Source organism: Pseudoalteromonas sp. HL-AS2 (assembly GCF_031198805.1).
Classification (GTDB): Bacteria; Pseudomonadota; Gammaproteobacteria; order Enterobacterales; family Alteromonadaceae; genus Pseudoalteromonas; species Pseudoalteromonas nigrifaciens.
Genome location: NZ_CP133571.1, coordinates 2,468,647 through 2,489,279, shown reverse-complemented (window position 1 = coordinate 2,489,279; position 20,633 = coordinate 2,468,647). Strand labels below are relative to the sequence as shown.

Genomic DNA, 20,633 nt, shown 5'->3' with positions numbered 1-20,633 from the left:
AGTAGTTATGCAATTACATAATTTAAAAGATAGTTCGCAACAAGTGTCGTTTGTTGAGGCAGTAAAAACGGGTTTAGGGCGTAATCAAGGGGTATTTTTTCCCGAGTCGTTAACACCACTAACGGATGTTGATGCACTACTTGATATGGATTTTGTAACCCGTAGTAGTAAAATACTCTCGCATTTAATTGGCGATGAATTACCAGCAGATACCGTTGCACATATGGTTAAAAATGCATTTAACTTTCCGGTTAAGCTGGTGGAAGTGGCAGAGAACACTTATTGCTTAGAATTGTTTCATGGGCCTACCTTAGCGTTTAAAGATTTTGGTGCGCGCTTTATGGCAGAGTGTTTAGCGCAGTTTAATCAAGGCGATAAAGTGACTATTTTAACTGCAACGTCGGGCGATACTGGCGCGGCGGTTGCACATGCGTTTTATAATAAGCCTAATATCGACGTGGTAATTTTATACCCTAAAGGCAAAATTTCACTGGCGCAGCAAAAGCTCTTTACTACATTGGGTGGCAACATTCATTGTTATGCGGTTGAAGGCAGCTTTGATGATTGCCAAGAGTTAGTTAAAAATGCCTTTTTAGATGAAGAAGTTAAATCTACACTGGGGCTTAACTCTGCTAACTCTATTAATATTAGTCGCTTAGTGGCACAAGTTTGTTATTACTTTGAGGCAATTGCACAATTACCAAAAGCAAAACGGGCTACTGCGCATATTTCGGTTCCAAGTGGTAACTTTGGTAATGTGTGCGCGGCAATGATAGGTGCTGTTATTGGTTTGCCTGTTGGCAAACTTAGTGCAACTACTAATCAAAACGATACAGTACCGCGCTTTATGCTGGATAAAAACTGGACGCCAAACGCGACACTTGAATCACTTTCAAATGCAATGGATGTAAGCAAGCCAAATAACTGGCCACGAGTGCAATCTATGCTCGACAACAATTGGTTTAGCTACGATAATTTTTATTCAACTAGCGTAAACGAGCAAGATACGCAAACAGTGATGAAAAATATTCAACAAACAGGTTATGTTGCTGAGCCGCATACCGCTATTGCATACCAAGGACTTGTTGAAAATCGCGCTCCTGGCGCTGCCGGAATCTTTTTAGCAACGGCTCATCCAGCTAAATTTAAAGACAGTGTTGAAGGTATTTTAAACATTGAACTAGCTATGCCAAAACCACTTGCAGATGCATTAGCCAAGCCATGTTTAGCTAATGATATAAATGCTGATTATGATGCCTTACGTACTGAAATACTTAGAAAATTAAGTTAAAAGTAAGATCTAATTAAAGCGGCCTTGGTCGCTTTTTTATATGTATATTTTAGTGTGGGTGTTAATACTTTCATTAGCTATGTAAATATAATAATTAATATATATTTTAATTTGTTATGTAATGATTAAAAAATATCATCTTAAAAAGCCTGTGAAATAAATTCAATCCCTGTTTAAATATCCTCAACTTAAGAGCGTAGGCAAATAGTCGTTTTAAGCGTACAATAAAGCCTCTAAAAAATACCATACACCTTGCCCCAGGAGACCCCAATGTTAGAACGTAGCATGAATATTTCAGATTTTGACCCAGAGTTATTTGACGCAATTGCAAAAGAAACTGCGCGCCAAGAAGATCACATTGAATTAATCGCTTCTGAAAACTACTGTAGCCCACGCGTACTAGAAGCACAGGGTTCACAGTTAACTAATAAATACGCAGAAGGTTATCCGGGCAAACGTTACTATGGCGGTTGTGAGCATGTAGACGTTGTTGAGCAATTAGCGATTGACCGTGCTAACGAACTATTTGGTTCTGACTATGCAAACGTACAACCACATGCTGGTTCGCAAGCAAATGCGGCCGTTTTTTTAGCATTGTTAAACGCCGGTGATACCGTACTAGGTATGAGCTTAGCTCATGGCGGCCATTTAACGCATGGTTCACACGTAAACTTTTCAGGTAAGCTTTATAATGCAATTCAGTATGGCCTAGATGAAACTACAGGCGAAATTGATTACGCACAGGTTGAAGCGCTAGCGCTTGAGCACAAACCAAAAATGATTATTGGTGGCTTCTCAGCATACTCAGGTATTGTTGATTGGGCTAAATTACGTGAAATTGCTGATAAAATTGGCGCTTACTTTTTTGTAGATATGGCGCACGTTGCTGGTTTAATTGCGGCGGGTATTTACCCAAGCCCAGTTCCTCACGCACATGTTGTTACTACAACTACACATAAAACCTTAGCAGGCCCTCGTGGTGGTTTAATTATTTCGGCATGTGGCGACGAAGCTATTTACAAAAAGCTTAACAGTGCTGTTTTCCCTGGTGGCCAAGGCGGTCCTTTATGTCATGTTATTGCTGCTAAAGCTGTGGCATTTAAAGAAGCCCTACAACCAGAATTTAAAGTATATCAAACACAAGTTGTTAAAAATGCACAAGCTATGGTTGCTGTTATGCAGGAACGTGGCTACAAAATTGTATCTGACAAAACTGAAAACCACTTATTCTTACTTGATTTAATCAATAAAGATATTACCGGTAAAGATGCTGATGCTGCTTTGGGTAACGCTCATATTACAGTTAACAAAAACTCAGTGCCTAACGATCCACGTTCACCGTTTGTAACATCTGGCCTACGTATTGGTTCTCCTGCAATCACTCGTCGTGGTTTTAAAGAAGCAGAATCTAAAGAGCTTGCTGGCTGGATCTGTGACGTACTAGATAACATCAATGATGAATCAGTACAGGCGCAAGTAAGAGAAAAAGTAAAAGCAATTTGTGCAAAACTACCTGTTTACGCTTAATAAAAGTAAAACAGTAATTTAGATCACAATCGCTTAGTTTTTTGCTAAGATAAAGGCCGCTTTAAAGCGGCCTTTTTTGTTTTTTAAAACGGAAGTACCTAGCTATGCATTGCCCATTTTGTACCGCAAAAGATACCAAAGTTATTGACTCTCGCCTGGTTGGCGGTGGTCACCAAGTGCGTCGTCGTCGTGAATGCAATGACTGCCATGAGCGTTTTACTACGTTTGAGGGCGCAGAACTGGTTATGCCACGGGTAATAAAACAAGATGGCAGCCGCGAACCCTTTAACGAAGATAAATTGTTAAATGGTTTAAACCGCGCACTGGAAAAACGCCCCGTAAGTACCGAACAAGTAGAAGAAGTAGTTAATATAATAAAGTCGCAATTACGCGCAACCGGCGAGCGAGAGGTTTCGAGCCATTTAGTGGGAGAGTGCATTATGGAAGCGCTTAAAAAGCTCGATAAAGTAGCTTATGTGCGCTTTGCCTCGGTGTATCGCTCGTTTGAAGATATTCGCGAATTTGGCGAAGAAATTGCCCGTTTAGGGGAGTAAGTATGCAAAGCGACTGTGTTTTTAACCAATATGACGAAATGTATATGGCACGTGCTATAGAACTGGCTAAAAAAGGCCGGTTTACTACCACGCCTAATCCAAACGTAGGTTGTGTATTAGTTAAAAACAATGAAATAGTAGGCGAGGGATTTCATCAGCTTGCCGGACAAGGGCATGCAGAAGTAAATGCACTTGCTATGGCTGGCAGTAAAGCAAAAGGCGCAACTGCTTATGTTACGCTTGAGCCATGTAGCCATTATGGTCGTACACCACCGTGCGCAGAAGGTTTAAAAGCCGCCGGTGTGGTAAAAGTAATTGCCGCTATGGTCGATAGCAATCCACAAGTGGCTGGTAAGGGGCTGAAAATACTCAGCGACGCTGGTATTGAGGTTGCGTATGGGTTACTTGAAGCACAGGCTAGGGCGCTTAATTTAGGCTTTTTTAAACGCATGGAGCATGGCCTGCCCTATGTAACGTGTAAAATGGCCGCCAGTATTGATGGTAAAACGGCGCTTAATAATGGCCAAAGTAAGTGGATAACAGGCGCAGCAGCACGCCAAGACGTACAGTTATATCGTGCACAAAGTTGCGCTATTTTAACCGGTGCCGACACAGTATTAGTAGATGACGCTAAATTAAATGTGCGTAAAAATGAATTACCGCAGGCATTACCTACACAGTTACCGCTTCGCCAACCTGTGCGTGTTATTATTGACTCGCAAAATCGTTTAACCCCAAATCTTGCTTTATTTGCTATTGAAAGTGAAATAATAATTTTTACTACCAAGGTTGATAAATCGCAACATTGGCCGCATTTTGTAAAGCATATAGTAGTAACTGCTAGTAATTCAAAAGTTGATTTAACCGCGGTTTTAAAAAAGCTCGCAAAGCTGCAATTTAATACTGTGTGGCTAGAGGCTGGAGCAACCCTTGCGGGTAAAATGGTTGAACTGGATTTAATAGATGAATTTATTTTTTATCTAGCGCCTAAATTAATTGGGTGTGATGGCAAGAGTTTAGTTAATTTTCCTGAGTTGATCAGTATGCAAAATACGATTGATTTAACTTTTAATGAGTGTACGCGTATAGGTGATGATTTACGTATTAGCGCAGTAAAAAGCTCATTAAAACCACTTGATACAAAAGAGTAATGCTATGTTTACTGGGATAATAGAAGCCACAGGCAAAATTGCTTTATTACAAAAAAAACAAGGCGATTTAGCTATTCGTGTACAAAGCCCTGACCTTGATATGAGTGATGTTAAGTTAGGAGATAGTATTGCCACTAATGGTGTGTGTTTAACTGTTGTTGATAAACATGCCGATGGTTTTAGTGCCGACTTATCGAATGAAACGATAGATTTAACTGGTTTTGCTCATTACACATTAGGGCAAACAGTTAATCTTGAAAAAGCCATGCAACCGGTTTCGCGTTTAGGTGGGCATTTAGTGTCTGGCCATGTTGATGGCATTGCTACAATTACCGCCATTACGCCAAATGCACGTGCTACAGAATATTGGCTAACCACAGATGAAAACCTAATGAAATACATACCGTATAAAGGTTCTGTATGTATTGATGGTATTAGCCTAACAGTGAACGCAGTAGAAGGTAATAAATTTAAATTAACGATTGTGCCCCATACTAGCGAGCAAACTACGATAGCTAATTTTAAAGTGGGCACCCAAGTTAATTTGGAAGTCGACCAAATTGCGCGTTATTTAGAGCGGCTTATAAAAGGCGCAGAGCAGCCTACGGGCGCTGATATTTCAATGAGCTTACTCGCAAAAGCGGGCTTTATTAAGTAACGCAACTAACAACTAATAAGAGTGAATTATGAACTTACACAGCGCAGAAGAAATTATCGCAGACATTAAAGCCGGTAAAATGGTTATTTTAATGGACGATGAAGACCGGGAAAATGAAGGCGATTTAATTATTGCCGCCGAGCATATTAGTGCAGAAGCTATTAACTTTATGGCCACGCATGGCCGTGGTTTAATTTGTTTAACTATGACGCAACAGCGATGCGAGCAACTTGATTTACCGCTTATGGTAAAAAATAACGGTGCTGCGTTTTCAACTAATTTTACAATGTCGATAGAAGCTTCAAAAGGCGTTACTACAGGTATTTCGGCAGCAGATAGAGCACGTACAGTACAGGCCGCTATAGCTAAAGGCGCAGTGCCTAGCGATATAGTACAGCCTGGGCATATTTTTCCTATAATGGCACAACCTGGCGGTGTTTTAACGCGTGCAGGGCACACTGAAGCAGGCTGCGACTTAGCCCGTTTAGCAGGGCTTGAGCCTTCATCGGTTATTGTTGAAATACTCAATGCAGATGGCACTATGGCGCGCCGTCCTGACTTAGAAGTGTTTTCTAAACAGCACGATATTAAAATTGGCACCATAGCTGATTTAATTGAATACCGTAACTTAAACGAAACCACAATAGAGCAAGTGGCAAAGTGTAAGTTACCTACCGAGCACGGTGAGTTTGATTTAGTAACCTACAAAGACACCATTGACGGACAGCTACATTACGCATTAGTAAAAGGCGAAATAAAACAACAAGCGCCAACCGTAGTGCGAGTGCATTTACAAAGCACCTTTAACGATATTTTACTCTCAGATAGAAACTCTGAGCGTAGCTGGGGCGTGTCTGACGCAATGGCTTATATAGCTAAGCACAATGGTGTGTTAGTTATTTTAGGCAAACAAGAAAGTACCGCAGAGCTTGAGGCAACCGTAAAGGCGTTTGCAGCCGAAGATTCGGGTGAAGATGTAACACCGAATAAATTTACAGGTACGTCTCGTACTGTAGGCGTGGGTTCACAAATTTTAGCCGATTTAGGCATTAAACAAATGCGCTTAATGAGTCGCCCTAAAAAGTATCATGCACTTTCAGGGTTTCATTTAGAAGTTGTTGACTACATAGAGCCGCAGTAATTAGACGCTAGGCTATTATTTTATTTTTATGGTATGATGCGCTGCAATTTTTGCGCAATCGAAATCGCTCAAACTTATTTTTAAGGTTATCAAATGAAAATTATTGAAGGTAGTAAGTACGCTCCGGGCAAAAAATTTGCCATTGTCATTTCTCGCTTTAATGACTTTATTGGTAGTAGCTTATTAGCAGGCGCTATTGATGAATTAAAACGCACAGGTGGTGTATCGGATGACGATATTACCGTAGTTTATGTACCTGGCGCGGTTGAATTACCTTTAGCAGCGAAACGTATTGCGGCAAAAAAACAGTATGATGCAATCATCGCATTAGGCGTAGTGATCAGAGGTGGTACTCCACACTTTGACCTAGTTGCTGGCGAATCAAACAAAGGTCTTGCGCAAGTATCACTTGAGTATGATATACCGGTTGCATTTGGCGTATTAACCACAGAAAGCATTGAACAAGCAATTGAGCGTGCTGGCACCAAAATGGGCAATAAAGGCGGCGAAGCTGCTTTAGGCGCGCTTGAAATGGTTAATGTGTTAGATAAAATTTAAGTTTAAGGAATTTTTGTGAAACCAGCAGCAAGACGTAAAGCACGTATATTAGCACTTCAGGCCATTTATTCTTGGCAATTAAGTGGCAATGCAATTGCCGATATCGAACAACAAATGTTGATCGAAAACGACGTGACTAAAATTGATGTTGAATATTTTAAAGATTTAGCCAGTGGCGTTGCGGTAAATTATAAGCAACTAGACGAGGCTGTATCACCGCATTTAACCCGTCCATTCGATGAGTTAGATATGGTTGAACGCGCAATATTACGTTTAAGCAGCTATGAGCTAAAATTTCGTGAAGATGTTCCATACAAAGTGGCTATCAACGAAAGCATTGAATTAGCTAAAATGTTTGGCGCTGAAGATAGCCATAAATTTGTAAACGGTGTACTTGATAAAGCAGTTAAGCATTTACGTAAGTAATATTTAGTCAGGTTTTTGATAATTATTTTATCAAAACTGGCTGGTATAAATTACCGTTAAAAAGGAGAGCCGGCATAGGTCGGCTTTTTTGTGTATGAAGGAATTTGAATTAATTAATCGTTATTTTAAAGGCCGTGGTATTACTCGCCGCGATGTTAATTTAGGGATTGGAGATGACTGCGCATTAGTTACTGTGCCGCAAAATTGTCAGCTTGCTATAACAACCGATACACTCGTTGCTGGTGTGCATTTTTTTGATGACATTGAACCTCGCGCACTCGGGCACAGAGCATTGGCTGTAAATTTAAGTGATTTAGCGGCAATGGGGGCAGAGCCTACATGGGTTTCTATCGCTTTAACACTTCCGAGTATTGATCAGCAATGGATTGAAGAATTGACTGACGGCATGCATGAAATTGCCGAATATTTTAATGTACAAATAATTGGTGGCGACACGACTCAAGGACCTTTGAGTATTACTATTTGTGCAAAAGGTACAGTACCTGAAGGCACTGCACTATGCCGAAATGGCGCAAAAGTAGGTGACTGGATTTTTGTAACTGGGCCGTTAGGAGATGCGGGGCTTGCAATAGAGTCTCGCAAGCAAGGCTTAACGATTGAACCTGAGCATCTAAAACATATTAAAAAGCGCCTTAACTTCCCTACACCTAGAGTGGCTGCAGGGCAGGTATTACGTGGGCTTGCGTCTTCTGCTATTGATATTTCAGATGGTTTACTAGCCGATTTAGGCCATATACTAAATATGTCGCAGGTTAGCGCAACGGTTAATATTGAAAGCATACCCACCTCGGATGCAATGAAAGCTAGCCTTGATTTTGAACAACAATTACCGTTTATACTAAATTACGGCGACGACTATGAACTGCTTTATACCGTGCCTGATAGCAATAAAAGTATGCTTGATGTAAAACTGCGTCAATATGGCGTAGAGGCAATTTGTATTGGCCAAATAAAAAGTGGCGAAGGGCAAATTGACCTGTTACATAAAGGCGAAAAATTTACTTTTAAGCACCAAGGTTTTGAGCACTTTTCTAAGGATTTAAGTTGAACAACAAGCGTTTATTTAACCTAAAGCGTCCACATCAGTTTTTTGGTTTAGGTTTTGGTACTGGGCTTGCACCTATAGCCCCAGGCACATTTGGTACTTTGGCCGCTTTACCTTTTATTTTTATAACCATGCACTATCCGTTGTGGTTACAAGTAGTATTTGCTGTAGTGATCAGTGTTTTTGGTATTTGGGCTTGTGGCAAAACCGCTGATGATTTAGGGGTACACGATCACCCCGCGATTGTATGGGATGAAGTGGCAGGCTATTACATCACTATGATTGGTGCCGCACTGAGCTGGCAAACATTATTGGTTGGTTTTTTACTGTTTCGTTTTTTTGATATAGTCAAACCAGGCCCTATCCGTGTGCTCGACAAGCGTGCCCATGGTGGATTTGGAATTATGATTGATGACGTACTTGCAGGTATATTTTCACTTATTTGTTTGCAAGCGCTGATAAAAGTAGGTTTACTACCCTTTTAGTTTATTATTTGATTGTTTAGCTAGGTGGCAGCAATATGATGCGATTTTTACTAGTTTTTGTACTACTAACCTGTGCTATGCCAAGTTGGGCCTCAATTACTGATTACGTAGTTAAACAATGGAATATTAAAGATGGACTCCCCTCGCAATCACTCAAAAGTGTTGTGCAAGACCAGCAAGGTTATATGTGGCTGGGAACTCAATTTGGTTTAAGTCGTTTTGACGGCAATACTTTTACCAACTACAACACGCAAAATAGTCTTTTTTTACCAAGTAATGGTATTAATAAATTACTAATAGATGGCCAAGGCTTTTTGTGGATCGGCACCAAAAATGGGTTAGTGGTTATTGACCCTGCAACACTTAGTGCACAAGAGTTTAATATTAAAGGCCCGGTTAGAGATATTTTAGAGGACTCTAAAGGCGGTATTTGGATAGCCGCTAATGGCCTGTATTATGTTGATCGTAGTTTGGTTGATTTACGCGATCAAACTAATGAGCCATCACCCATAGTTAATCCCACTGTTATTACTCAAATAGTTGGCTCTGTGAGCAAAATGGCGCTCGCACCTGAAGGTATTTGGTTAGTAAACGACAGACATTTACTGCGCTTGACAAAAAGCGCTGCCGACTTTTCTAAATTACGCTTAGAGCTTACTGCCAAAGTGTCATTACCCGACAGCTTAGCGCAAACCATAGTGCACGATCTCTCTTTTTTAAATGGTAATTTATATTTAGCCTCTGAGTTGGGTGCTTATTTTTTAGATTTAGATGACGAACTACGTTCTTTCCCACTGCCTAATGTGAATAACTCTGCAGTTTATAAATTTATGAGCGACACCAATGGTGGCTTATGGGTATCTACTTATGGGCGTTTATTATTTCGTGGCAAGTCAGGTGATTGGCAATGGGTTGAGCCAAGTCAGTTAGATCAAAGTATTTGGTTTGCTGACATGTTTCGCGATGATCAAAATAATGTTTGGCTAGCCAGTTTTAGTGAAGGTTTATGGCTGGCACACGAAGGTCGCATTGAGCGTCACTCGGCAATTTCTAAAATGACTGAAACGGTAATGGCGATTAGTAAATCACCCGATGACAAACTGTGGATAGCTAACAGAAGCGGTGTTGGTTACTTTGATACCAATAAAAACTTTATTAATATAATAAACAGTAGCAAGTATGGGCATGCCTCGGTGCATGATTTACAGTTTGATGGCGATCGGCTTTATATTGCTACTGGGCGGGGGTTATTCTTTTATGAAGACGACACACTTTACAGCTTTCCTGGGCGCGCATTAAACGACAACCCGGTATTTGCTATTAGCTCAGCTACCCGAGGCGGATTTTGGATTGGTACTGGCCGAGGTTTGTATCGACTCAATTATAGTGGTTTAAGGCCCTTTGCTTATAATGCATTTTTAGGCAGTAAGTTTATTACTTTTGTATTAGATGCACCAAACTTTGGCATTATCGGTACTAGTAAAGGCGCGTATTACTTTACTGACCGAGGAATAGAAAAAATAGGCGACCAAACTACCTTAGAAAGTGCTTATGTAACCAGTATTTTGCATATAGATGGAGTTGGAATATTAGTTGGCTCGTTAAACGATGGTTTGTTTTATCGTAGTGGACAAGGACAATGGCAGCAATTAGATGCGGCAAATGGCTTACCCTATGGTTCTATTTTTAGCTTAAAGTACGATGAAAAATTAAAAAGAATATGGGTAAGCACCATGAAAGGTGTTTATCGGATGCCGGTAGATCAATTTAAAACGCAGATCCAAAGCTTAAAAGTTGAAGAGGTTATTTCCTCGTTCGATCGCCAACTCGATGGTAAAGCCAGCCAATGTTGTAATGGCTTAGGGCATGACGCGGTTGTTGATATGGATAACTCCATTTGGTATCCCAGTTTACAAGGTGTAGTTGAAATACCTAAAAGCGTTGAGCTGTTTGGTTTACGTGGTTTAAAACCTAAAATAGAAACATTAACTACACCATTACGTAGTTTAACCACAGCTGCATTAGGTAATAAACCGCGGTTAAAAATAGACGAGCGCGATGTTACTTTAAAATACACAGCTATAGATTATTACGCGCCAAATAGTATTGAGTTTAGATATAAATTAAATGGTTTAGATACTGACTGGCGATACGCTAATACTCGCCGCGAAGCTATTTATACCAACCTTCCAGCCGGTGCATTTTTGTTTCAGTTAGAAACAAAACGCCAAGGCGAGGATTGGAACATAGCCCAATCTGTTGATTACGCTTTTGTAGTACCTGAGCGTTTTGATGAAACAATTTACTTTAGATTACTGATCACCAGTGGTTTCGTTTTATTGTTTTATTTAGTGTTTTGGGTATTTAGAGCGCAAGAGCGCCGTAAACAAGAAGTGTTAGAAGGGTTGATCACTGATCGTACCTTAGAGCTTCGCCAAGCAAACGATAAGCTTAATAAGGTTAACTCACAGCTTAAGCTGGTGAGCCATTCAGATGAGCTTACAGGGTTACGTAGCCGCCGCTTTTTGTTCGACCAACTACCTAAAGATATTGAACATTTTCAGCGTAACTCACAGTCACTGCAAGCGCAGGGCAAGTCGCTAGTATTATTAATTATAAACTTAGATAATTTTAGCCGTATTAACGATGCGTATGGGCCAATTGCCGGAGATAGTTGTTTGCAGCAAATGGCGGTATTACTTAATTCGCGTACTCAGGGCTCAGATTATGTGGCACGTTGGAGCGGCGATGAATTTTTACTTTTATTACGTGACTTTAAATGTAACTTAATTGACAGCTATGTGTCGGATCTTTGCCAAGGAATTGCCGAACATGGATTTCAATTGCCAAATGGTAAAAGCACTCATATTTCGGCCTCAATTGGTTGGTCGTTTTATCCGCTACCATTATTAGGTGGCCAAGTTATTAGCTGGGAAACCTCGATTAATTTAGCTGATATTGCACTGCATCAAGTTAAAAAACGCGGTGGCGATGGGGTCGCTAATATTACCTTTGATGAGCAATTAGATGCGTTTGAGTTTGAGCAAAACCCTAATGTTGAACAGCAAATAGGCTTGCTACAAGCCAATGGTTTAGCTGATATTAAAGTATGGATGCGATAAGTAACTAATATTTAGATATTAAAAAAGGAGCCTAGGCTCCTTTTTTAATATGCTTTAAATGAGTAGGAGGTTAATTAATAAACGCTTTGATAGCAGTTAATATTCCTTGCTCGCCTAAGCCCATCTCGTCGTGCATTTCGTCTTGTGTACCGTGCTTAATAAATTCATCAGGGATACCCAAGTTAAGAATGCTAACCTGTGCTTTTTGCGTTGCTAAATACTCATTAACCGCAGAGCCAGCACCGCCAGAAATTGCATTGTCTTCAAGCGTTACTATTACATCGTGGCTGTTTATTAACTCATTGAGTAACGCAGTATCAAGCGGTTTAATAAAGCGCATATTAACTAAAGTCGCATTGAGTTCATCAGCTGCTAGTTGCGCGTTTTCAAGTAATGTACCAAATGACAATATAGCCACTTTAGCACCTTGCTTAACAACATCGGCTTTACCAATTTCAAGTAATTGCATATTAGTTGCAATTTCTGCCGTACCAGCACTACCACGCGGATAACGCACAGCAACAGGGCAATTTGCTTGATAACCAGTATATAACATGTGGCGACACTCATTTGTATCGCTTGGCGCCATAATGACCATATTTGGAATGCAGCGCATAAAGCTTAAATCGTACGCACCTTGATGTGTTTCGCCGTCTGCGCCAACAATACCAGCACGGTCAATAGCGAATAACACAGGTAAGTTTTGCAGCGCTACATCGTGAATTAGCTGATCGTACGCACGTTGTAAAAAGCTTGAGTAAATTGCGACAACGGGTTTTAAGCCTTCACAAGCAAAACCAGCAGCGAGGGTTACAGCGTGCTGCTCGGCAATCGCAACATCAAAATACTGATCAGGATGCTCTTTTGAAAAACGCACCATGCCAGAGCCTTCGCGCATAGCCGGTGTTATCGCCATAAGCTTGCTGTCTTGCTTTGCTATGTCGCATAACCAGTCGCCAAATACATTAGAAAATGTAGCCGCACCGGGTTTTGATTTAGGTAAACTTGATGTATTAGGATCAAACTTAGGTACGCCGTGATAGCCAATAGGGTCGGCTTCAGCGGGTTTATACCCTTTGCCTTTTTGGGTTTTTATATGCAGTAATTGCGGGCCTTTTAAGTTACGCATATTACGCAGCGTATCTACTAACATGTTTACATCATGGCCATCAATTGGGCCAATATAATTTAGGCCTAATTCTTCAAAGAAGGTACCAGGGATCATCATCCCTTTAATATGCTCTTCCATTTTACTGGCAAGTTGCTTAACTGGTGGCACACCCGAGAGTAGTTTTTTACTACCTTCGCGAATGTTAGTATAAAAGCTACCCGATAAAATACGGGCAAAGTGATTTGTTAACGCGCCAACGTTTTCAGAAATCGACATTTCGTTGTCATTTAAAATGATCAACATATCTGATTTTACATCACCTAAGTGGTTCATGGCTTCAAAAGCCATGCCTGCTGTAATAGCACCATCGCCTATAACGGCAACCGTTTTGCGTCCTTTACCTTCTTTTTGCGCAGCAATAGACATGCCCAACGCAGCTGAAATAGAGGTACTAGAATGGCCCACACTAAACGTATCGTATTGGCTTTCTTCGCGAAATGGGAAAGGGTGCAAGCCATCTTTTTTACGAATGGTGTGCATTAAATCGCGACGCCCGGTGAGTATTTTGTGTGGGTAAGCTTGATGGCCTACATCCCATACAAGGCGATCATCTGGGGTGTTATACACATAATGTAGTGCCACAGTGAGCTCTACGGTACCTAAACCAGACGCTAAATGCCCGCTACTTTGCGATACCGAGTTGAGTAAGTAGTCACGCAACTCATGGCTAAATGCAGGAAGCTTATCTTGTGCTAAGTCTCGCAAGTGGGCTGGTTCGTTAACCAAATTAAGTAATGGATACTTGCTGCTATCAAGTGTCATGGTTTTATATATGTCCTTCGCTAACATCAATTAACTGTGCAAACGCGTTGTTTGAGTTATTTGATGTTCAGTAATAATTTTAGTGCTAAGTTGCAATACATTTAAGCCGTGTTTAGTGGTCACGTTCAATTAAATAGTTAGCTAGTGACGCTAAAGCACTGGTATCGGCGTCTATATTTGCTAACGCTGCATGGGCTTGTTGTATTAAGTTTTGTGCTTTTTCTTTAGCGCCTAGCATACCTAATAAAGCGGGATATGTCGCTTTATTCGCAGCGATATCTGACCCTTGAGGCTTACCTAAAGTAACGGTATCGCCTTCTACGTCTAAAATATCGTCATGTACTTGAAATGCAAGCCCTATGGCATAGCCAAAAGTGGCTAAATTTTCTAACGTGTTTTGACTAACATTGTTCGAGCACAAAGCCCCCAGTGTAATTGCACAGCTTATTAGCGCACCGGTTTTTAACTTATGAATACGCTCAAGTTCAGCCACGGTTATTACTTTATCAGTAGCTGCAATATCAAGCCCTTGGCCTGCCACCATACCTTGTAACCCAGAGGCATGCGCCAGTTCAGCAATCATTTTAACTTGAGCTTGAGCACTACAGTTAAAATTATGCTTGGCTATTAACTCAAATGCTAAAGCTTGCAGTGCATCACCGGCTAAAATTGCGTGTGCTTCACCGTACACTATATGACAGGTTGGGCGTCCGCGACGTAATTCATCATCATCCATAGCTGGTAAGTCATCGTGAACTAACGAGTAGCTATGAATACATTCTATAGCTGCAGCAAGTACGTCTAAATCTTGTTTATCTGCGCCGAGCATTTTACCCGTTGCGTAAACCAAAAAAGGACGCAATCTTTTGCCGCCATTCATTAAACTATAATGGGTGGCGGCTTTTATGGTCTCGTCAGTATTAAGCGATTGGTCAAAATAAAGGTTAAGAGTATTGGCTACATCAGTTTGAGCATGTGTAATAAGTTCTTTAATAGTCACGGCTATTCCATATCATTATCAAAGTCGGTTAATACAGACTTCTCATCTTTGCCCATTAAAATAGCCACCTTTTGCTCAGCTTGTTGCAACTTACTAGACGATGCGCCTGCTAAAGCAATGCCACGCTCAAACTGTTTTAATGACTGCTCAAGCGATAAATCACCTTGTTCCATTTCACTAACGATTGTTGTTAATTCTTCTAGTGCTTGCTCGAAACTTAAGTTTTCAGGTTTTTTAGTCGCCATCTTTATTTCAACTTACATAATAAATTTAGAAGTCAATTTTAGGGGGAATGCTAAACTAGGTCAAAGGATGAAATGGTTTTTTCGTTAATAAACGTTTTATGTTTTAAAAAATTGATAATTAGATAGATTACACAAGTTGATCTAGAATAGTGCTTAATCCAGCTTTTTATGTTTATCTATAAAAAATGGCTTAAGCAATTCAGTATCTTGCCGATAAACAATTAATAACAAACGTTTGCATATAAAAGCAAAAACCTTTGGAGGGAATGTGGATTTAGCAACCATTATTGGGATCCTTGGCGCAATTGGCTTAATTGTCATGTCCATGTTTATGAGTAGTAGCGGTGAAATGGCTATGTTTTACAACACGCCCTCTGTTGTAATCGTATTTGGCGGTTCATTATTTATCGTTTTATCAAACTTTACTATGTCACAGTTTTTTGGCATAGGTAAGGTGGTTACCAAAGCGTTTATGTTTAAGCTTGAGTCGCCAGAAGAGTTAATCGAAAAAGCAGTTGAACTTGCAGATTCAGCACGTAAAGGCGGGTTTTTAGCACTTGAAGAGGCAGAAATACCGAATCCATTTATGCGCAAAGGCGTTGACATGCTAGTAGATGGCCACGACGCAGACGTAGTGCGGGCCACTCTGCAAAAAGATATTTCATTAACTACAGCACGGCATGAGTCGGGTGCTACTTTATTTAAATCTTTGGGTGATATAGCCCCAGCAATGGGAATGATAGGCACCTTAATAGGCTTAGTTGCGATGTTATCTAATATGGATGATCCTAAAGCAATTGGTCCGGCTATGGCGGTGGCATTGTTAACCACATTATACGGCGCATTTTTAGCTAACGTAGTCGCTATTCCTATTCAAACAAAATTGGAGCTGCGTAAAGACGAAGAGGCAATGAATCAACGTTTAATTTTAGATGCGGTTTTAGGTATTCAAGATGGTCAAAATCCAAAAGTAATAGAAGGTATTTTGAAAAACTATCTTGCTGAATCAAAACGTAAAGTAAACACTGAGGATTAACTATGTCTGATCAAGAGTGCAAGTGCCCACCCCCAGGTTTACCTGCGTGGATGGGGACATTCGCAGATTTAATGTCGCTATTAATGTGCTTTTTTGTGCTCTTGCTTGCGTTTTCTGAAATGGATGTACTTAAATTTAAACAAATTGCCGGTTCGATGAAATTTGCATTTGGTGTACAAAATAAAATAGAAGTTAAAGATATTCCCAAAGGCACATCAGTTATTGCTATGGAGTTTACTCCGGGCAAGCCAGAGCCTACCCCAATTGAAACAATTCAACAGCAAACGGTAGAAATGACCCAGCAAATGTTAGAGTTTCAGGCAGGTGATGAAAGCTCAGCAGGCGGAAGGCAAGAGCAGCGGGGCGATAAACGTGGTGGCGAGTCGCGTAGTACTTCCAAAGAGCAAGCATCGGAGCAAGCAATTTCAGCGGCCGATCAACAGCAAACAAACGACTTAGTTAAAAAAATCGCTCAGCAATTAGAAAAACAAATAATTGATGGTGCCATAGAGCTTGAATCATTAGGGCAGCAAATAATTATTCGTATTCGTGAAAATGGCTCTTTCCCTTCGGGTAGCGCATTTTTACAACCTAAGTTTAAACCCATTATTCAAGAAATTGGCGTGCTATTAAAAGATGTGCCTGGAGAAATTACCGTGTCTGGGCATACTGACGATTTTCAGGTTTCAAACGAGTTATATATTAATAACTGGGATCTTTCATCTAAGCGTGCAGTTGCAGTAGCTAGTGAGCTGCAAAAAGTAGTTGGATTTGATAAAAATAGAATGATGGTAGTAGGGCGTGCTGAAACCCGGCCGTTAGTGCCAAATGACAGCAATGAAGATCGCCGTCGTAATCGTCGCGTTGAAATATCTATTTTACAAGGAAAGGCCAAAGAGTCTGATCCTATCGATGTAAGGTAGCAGTCATTTTATTAAAAACACACTTGGTTTAAGCAAACTAAGTGTAATTGATTTCAGGTGACTTTTAGTCAAAATTGACTAAAAGTCACCACCTCAGCCAAATACCTCAGAGTTGTTAAATAGTACGGTTTAATAAAAACATCCCACGCTGTGAATTGATATGCTAAACTACTGTGTATATAAACAGTAAAAGAGCTTGCATATGAAACTCTATATTGCCGAAAAGCCGTCATTAGGGCGTGCTATTGCCGACGCGTTACCAAAACCGCACAAAAAGCACGATGGCTACATTGAAGTTGCAAATGGTGATTGCGTATCTTGGTGTATTGGTCATTTGCTCGAGCAAGCCGAGCCCGATGACTATGATGAGCGCTTTAAAAAGTGGCAGTTTGAGCACCTACCTATCATTCCTGAGCAGTGGCAATTAAAAGCAAAAACTAAAACTCGCAAGCAACTTACTGTGTTAAAAAAGCTAATCAAACAGGCTACAGCACTAGTGCATGCAGGTGATCCCGATAGAGAAGGGCAATTACTTGTCGATCAAGTTATTGAAGAAGCCAAAATAAGTAAAACTAAAAAGCAGCATATTCAACGCTTATTAATTAGTGATTTAAACTTAGCTGCAGTAAAAAAAGCATTAACGACTATGCGATCTAACCGTGAGTTTATTCCGTTGAGCGTTTCAGCCTTAGCGCGCTCTCGTGCTGATTGGTTGTTTGGTATGAATTTAACCCGCGCTTATACTTTAGCAGGGCAAAAAGCTGGGTTTGGTAACGTACTTTCTGTGGGACGAGTACAAACACCCATACTTGGCTTGGTGGTTAATAGAGATAATGACATAGCAAATTTCGTATCGAAGCCATTTTATGAAGTATTAGCCCACTTAGTCACCCCCGAAAAACAATCATTTAGTGCAAAATGGATACCCAGTAAGGCATGTGAGCCTTATCAAGACGAAGAAGGGCGAGTATTAAATAAAGCATTGGCTGAAAACGTAGCCTCGCGTATCACACAGCAAAATGCTGAGCTAACGGCGCTTGAACAAAAACAAAAAAAACAAACTGCGCCACTGCCTTATAACTTATCTGCTTTGCAGATAGACGCGGCAAAAGCATTTGCTATGCCAGCGCAAAAGGTGCTGGATATATGCCAAACTCTTTATGAGCGTCATAAGTTAATTACCTACCCGCGTTCAGACAACCGCTACTTACCTAATGATCATCACCAAGATGCGTCTGTTATTTTAAAAGCTATAAGCACTAATGGCGGGCAAGGTGTTGAGTTAGTAAAAGCAGCTGATAGTAAAAAACGTAGTAAATGTTTTAACGATTCAAAAGTGGCTGCGCATCACGCCATTGTCCCTACGGCAAAACAGTTAAAGTCGGCAAGTTTAGGTAGCGATGAGACAAAGGTTTATCAATTAATATGTCGTCATTATTTAATACAGTTTTATCCCGACTATATTTACAACGAAACTAAAGCAGAGATAACTATTGCTGGCGGGTTATTTAAAGCAAATGCAAAGCAAGATGTAAGCTTGGGTTTTAAGGTGCTAATGGGTAAGTCTGAATTAAAAGATGAAGCCACGCTACCGCCTTTAACAAAAGGCATGTTACTTTTTTGCTCGCAAGGGGAGGTTGTTGAAAAATATACCTCACCGCCAGCGCACTTTAGTGATGCGACTTTACTTGCAGCCATGACAGGCATAAGCCGCTATGTACAAGATCCACAGATAAAAAAAGTACTTAAAGACACCGATGGCTTAGGCACAGAGGCAACGCGAGCGGGGATCATTGAATTATTATTTAAACGCCGTTTTTTAAAACGTGAAGGCAAATTAATTAAAGCAACCGAAACCGGGAGTGCACTTATTAGTGTGCTGCCGCAAGGTTTAGTTCGCCCCGATTTAACCGCTAAATGGGAGTCGAGCTTAGGTGATATTGCACAGCAAGTAATGAGCTATCAGCAATTTTTACAGCCTTTACTTGCCGACTTAAATAGTTTTGTACAACAAGCTGCAAATTGCGATAGCAATGTATTTGCAAAGCTGCCTAAAACTTCAGCTAAAAAGCGTTTTGTTAAACGTGGCCAAAAAACGCCTTATAAAAAGTCAAGTTATAAAAAAAGCTCTGTTACAGGTTAACTACAGAGCTATTATTTAAATAAAACTATTGATTAAACAAAGTTACCGCTGCATTACTCATGGCTTTAATGCCAGTTGGTAGTGCGACTTTATAGTCTGGGGCAAACTTACTTGAATGCAGTGAAGGTAATGTTTTGCCCGCTTTTATTGCACTTGCATATTTTGCTTGGTTAACGCCACCGAGCCAAAATAGTGTGATAGGAATATTTTCGTCAGTGCGGCCATATAAGCCAAAGTCTTCACCTGCCATTACAGGGAGGGTTTCAAGCACATTTTCATCACCAATAGCGCTGGCAATACTTTGACGCACAAGGTTGGTTTGTGCCGGATTGTTATATGTAGATGGAATTGACTCATCTTCATGTACTTGCACCTTAGGGTAGAGCGCTTCCTCAAGGCCTGCGCTTTGTGCAATACCGGCGGTAATGCGTTTAATTGCTGCAATTTGTGCATTTCTAATATCAGGGTTATAGCTGCGTAATGTAAGTTGTAACTTTACTTCATCAGAAATTACATTATGTTTTGAGCCACCATGAATAGATCCAACAGTAATAACTGATGGCTCAAGCGGTGAAAGCTCACGACTCGTAATAGTTTGCAGTGCAAGCACAGTGCGCGCAGCAATAATAACCGGATCAATAGTGGTATGCGGATAAGCTCCATGTCCGCCTTTACCCTTTATAGTTATATCAACAGAATCGACGCTGGCCATAGTATATTCGTTTTTCATCGCAACTTTACCGGCAGGCACACTTGCACTTACATGTAGCGCAATTATGTGATCAGGTTTTGCATATTTACTAAATAAGCCTTCTTTTAGCATGGCTTTAGCGCCACCGCCTACTTCTTCTGCGGGTTGTGCCACCATCATTAGCGTGCCTTGCCATGCATTTTTGTGAGCTATTAGTTGTTCAGCAGTACCAATGAATGAGCTCATATGTATATCGTGACCGCAGCCGTGCATAACACCTACTTTTGCACCGTGCTCGTCTATTACTGTTACTTTAGAAGCATACGCCTTACCTGTTTGTTCTGTAATAGGTAAGCCATCGGTGTCAGTACGGATCATCACGGTTGGACCGTTTCCGTTTTTGTAAATGCCGACAACGCCAAAACCACCCACATTGCTTGTAACTTCAAAACCAAGCTTGTTTAACTGCGCTGCTATTTTTTTTGCGGTTTGTTGCTCGTGATACGAAAGCTCGGGTGATTGATGCAGATCGAGGTAAAAGCTTTCAATGGCTGGCATGCTGCTATGTAAATTTAAGTCTAATGATTTAGCCGCCAATAGAGGGCTAGCTAATAATAGCGCTGTGCCTAAGTAAGTTAACTTCATGATTTTCCCTTATTGAGATAAATGTATATCCAAGTGAT

At 40.6% G+C, this 20,633-nt stretch carries 18 protein-coding genes; 14 read left to right on the top strand and 4 right to left on the bottom strand.

Features of this window, described 5'->3' with window-relative positions; translation table 11 throughout:
• The first annotated feature begins 7 nt into the window (after positions 1-7).
• The 11 genes from thrC (at position 8) to RB215_RS11515 (ending at position 11,979) form a co-directional block, all read left to right on the top strand.
• On the top strand, positions 8-1,291 hold the full coding sequence (gene thrC / locus RB215_RS11565) for a threonine synthase (protein WP_179807521.1): 1,284 nt from the start codon (positions 8-10) through the stop codon (positions 1,289-1,291).
• A gap of 270 nt (positions 1,292-1,561) precedes the next feature.
• A complete protein-coding gene (glyA, locus tag RB215_RS11560) occupies positions 1,562-2,818 on the top strand; it encodes a serine hydroxymethyltransferase (protein ID WP_011329026.1) in 1,257 nt (418 codons plus the stop codon).
• Positions 2,819-2,922: 104 nt separating this feature from the next.
• A complete protein-coding gene (gene nrdR, locus RB215_RS11555) occupies positions 2,923-3,372 on the top strand; it encodes a transcriptional regulator NrdR (protein ID WP_011329025.1) in 450 nt (149 codons plus the stop codon).
• 2 nt (positions 3,373-3,374) lie between these two features.
• Positions 3,375-4,523: a bifunctional diaminohydroxyphosphoribosylaminopyrimidine deaminase/5-amino-6-(5-phosphoribosylamino)uracil reductase RibD gene (gene ribD / locus RB215_RS11550; RefSeq protein ID WP_011329024.1), complete on the top strand. Its 1,149-nt coding sequence runs from the start codon at positions 3,375-3,377 to the stop codon at positions 4,521-4,523.
• A 4-nt stretch (positions 4,524-4,527) separates the two neighbouring features.
• A complete protein-coding gene (locus tag RB215_RS11545) occupies positions 4,528-5,181 on the top strand; it encodes a riboflavin synthase (protein WP_086993175.1) in 654 nt (217 codons plus the stop codon).
• 28 nt (positions 5,182-5,209) lie between these two features.
• Positions 5,210-6,322 carry a bifunctional 3,4-dihydroxy-2-butanone-4-phosphate synthase/GTP cyclohydrolase II gene (gene ribBA, locus RB215_RS11540; protein WP_011329022.1) on the top strand — a complete coding sequence of 371 codons (1,113 nt, stop codon included), beginning with the start codon at positions 5,210-5,212 and terminating at the stop codon, positions 6,320-6,322.
• A gap of 93 nt (positions 6,323-6,415) precedes the next feature.
• Positions 6,416-6,880 (top strand): 6,7-dimethyl-8-ribityllumazine synthase, encoded by a 465-nt coding sequence (ribE, locus tag RB215_RS11535; RefSeq protein WP_011329021.1) that lies wholly within the window; start codon positions 6,416-6,418, stop codon positions 6,878-6,880.
• Between the two features lie 15 nt (positions 6,881-6,895).
• Positions 6,896-7,306, top strand: coding sequence for a transcription antitermination factor NusB (nusB, locus tag RB215_RS11530; protein WP_011329020.1), 411 nt, complete (start codon positions 6,896-6,898; stop codon positions 7,304-7,306).
• 94 nt (positions 7,307-7,400) lie between these two features.
• Positions 7,401-8,375 carry a thiamine-phosphate kinase gene (thiL, locus tag RB215_RS11525; RefSeq protein WP_041454538.1) on the top strand — a complete coding sequence of 325 codons (975 nt, stop codon included), beginning with the start codon at positions 7,401-7,403 and terminating at the stop codon, positions 8,373-8,375.
• On the top strand, positions 8,372-8,857 hold the full coding sequence (locus tag RB215_RS11520; RefSeq protein WP_086993172.1) for a phosphatidylglycerophosphatase A: 486 nt from the start codon (positions 8,372-8,374) through the stop codon (positions 8,855-8,857). Before thiL ends, RB215_RS11520 begins: the two co-directional genes overlap by 4 nt.
• A 35-nt stretch (positions 8,858-8,892) precedes the next feature.
• A complete protein-coding gene (locus RB215_RS11515; protein WP_011329017.1) occupies positions 8,893-11,979 on the top strand; it encodes a ligand-binding sensor domain-containing diguanylate cyclase in 3,087 nt (1,028 codons plus the stop codon).
• Positions 11,980-12,049: 70 nt separating this feature from the next.
• On the opposite strand, the gene dxs is transcribed toward RB215_RS11515, so the two are convergent.
• From dxs to RB215_RS11500, 3 genes are all read right to left on the bottom strand, one after another.
• The gene (gene dxs / locus RB215_RS11510; RefSeq protein ID WP_086993171.1) at positions 12,050-13,912 is read right to left on the bottom strand and encodes a 1-deoxy-D-xylulose-5-phosphate synthase; all 1,863 of its coding nucleotides are present in this window, start codon (positions 13,910-13,912) and stop codon (positions 12,050-12,052) included.
• Positions 13,913-14,024: 112 nt separating this feature from the next.
• Positions 14,025-14,912 (bottom strand): (2E,6E)-farnesyl diphosphate synthase, encoded by an 888-nt coding sequence (gene ispA / locus RB215_RS11505; RefSeq protein WP_011329015.1) that lies wholly within the window; start codon positions 14,910-14,912, stop codon positions 14,025-14,027.
• 2 nt (positions 14,913-14,914) lie between these two features.
• Positions 14,915-15,157 carry an exodeoxyribonuclease VII small subunit gene (locus tag RB215_RS11500; RefSeq protein ID WP_011329014.1) on the bottom strand — a complete coding sequence of 81 codons (243 nt, stop codon included), beginning with the start codon at positions 15,155-15,157 and terminating at the stop codon, positions 14,915-14,917.
• Between the two features lie 268 nt (positions 15,158-15,425).
• Here RB215_RS11500 and pomA point away from each other — a divergent pair, with 268 nt between their 5' ends.
• The 3 genes from pomA to RB215_RS11485 all read left to right on the top strand — a co-directional run bounded on the left by pomA (position 15,426) and on the right by RB215_RS11485 (position 19,259).
• Complete coding sequence (gene pomA, locus RB215_RS11495; RefSeq protein WP_041454537.1) at positions 15,426-16,193, top strand: flagellar motor protein PomA; 768 nt, start codon at positions 15,426-15,428, stop codon at positions 16,191-16,193.
• A 2-nt stretch (positions 16,194-16,195) separates the two neighbouring features.
• A complete protein-coding gene (locus RB215_RS11490; RefSeq protein WP_011329012.1) occupies positions 16,196-17,116 on the top strand; it encodes a flagellar motor protein MotB in 921 nt (306 codons plus the stop codon).
• A 202-nt stretch (positions 17,117-17,318) separates the two neighbouring features.
• Entirely contained in the window at positions 17,319-19,259 is a 1,941-nt protein-coding gene (locus tag RB215_RS11485) for a DNA topoisomerase III (RefSeq protein WP_089368675.1), read from the top strand.
• Between the two features lie 25 nt (positions 19,260-19,284).
• On the opposite strand, the gene RB215_RS11480 is transcribed toward RB215_RS11485, so the two are convergent.
• Positions 19,285-20,595 carry an amidohydrolase gene (locus RB215_RS11480; RefSeq protein WP_309216424.1) on the bottom strand — a complete coding sequence of 437 codons (1,311 nt, stop codon included), beginning with the start codon at positions 20,593-20,595 and terminating at the stop codon, positions 19,285-19,287.
• Positions 20,596-20,633: the final 38 nt, after the last annotated feature.

What these genes read in the sequence shown, in the direction of transcription:
- ribD (WP_011329024.1), top strand. Translation starts at nt 3,375, where the DNA reads ATGCAAAGCGACTGTGTTTTTAACCAATATGACGAAATGTATATGGCA.
- RB215_RS11515 (WP_011329017.1), top strand. Translation starts at nt 8,893, where the DNA reads ATGATGCGATTTTTACTAGTTTTTGTACTACTAACCTGTGCTATGCCA.
- dxs (WP_086993171.1), bottom strand. Translation starts at nt 13,912, where the DNA reads ATGACACTTGATAGCAGCAAGTATCCATTACTTAATTTGGTTAACGAA.
- thrC (WP_179807521.1), top strand. Translation starts at nt 8, where the DNA reads ATGCAATTACATAATTTAAAAGATAGTTCGCAACAAGTGTCGTTTGTT.
- nrdR (WP_011329025.1), top strand. Translation starts at nt 2,923, where the DNA reads ATGCATTGCCCATTTTGTACCGCAAAAGATACCAAAGTTATTGACTCT.
- RB215_RS11485 (WP_089368675.1), top strand. Translation starts at nt 17,319, where the DNA reads ATGAAACTCTATATTGCCGAAAAGCCGTCATTAGGGCGTGCTATTGCC.
- thiL (WP_041454538.1), top strand. Translation starts at nt 7,401, where the DNA reads ATGAAGGAATTTGAATTAATTAATCGTTATTTTAAAGGCCGTGGTATT.
- RB215_RS11500 (WP_011329014.1), bottom strand. Translation starts at nt 15,157, where the DNA reads ATGGCGACTAAAAAACCTGAAAACTTAAGTTTCGAGCAAGCACTAGAA.
- ribE (WP_011329021.1), top strand. Translation starts at nt 6,416, where the DNA reads ATGAAAATTATTGAAGGTAGTAAGTACGCTCCGGGCAAAAAATTTGCC.
- RB215_RS11480 (WP_309216424.1), bottom strand. Translation starts at nt 20,595, where the DNA reads ATGAAGTTAACTTACTTAGGCACAGCGCTATTATTAGCTAGCCCTCTA.
- glyA (WP_011329026.1), top strand. Translation starts at nt 1,562, where the DNA reads ATGTTAGAACGTAGCATGAATATTTCAGATTTTGACCCAGAGTTATTT.
- ribBA (WP_011329022.1), top strand. Translation starts at nt 5,210, where the DNA reads ATGAACTTACACAGCGCAGAAGAAATTATCGCAGACATTAAAGCCGGT.
- RB215_RS11490 (WP_011329012.1), top strand. Translation starts at nt 16,196, where the DNA reads ATGTCTGATCAAGAGTGCAAGTGCCCACCCCCAGGTTTACCTGCGTGG.
- RB215_RS11545 (WP_086993175.1), top strand. Translation starts at nt 4,528, where the DNA reads ATGTTTACTGGGATAATAGAAGCCACAGGCAAAATTGCTTTATTACAA.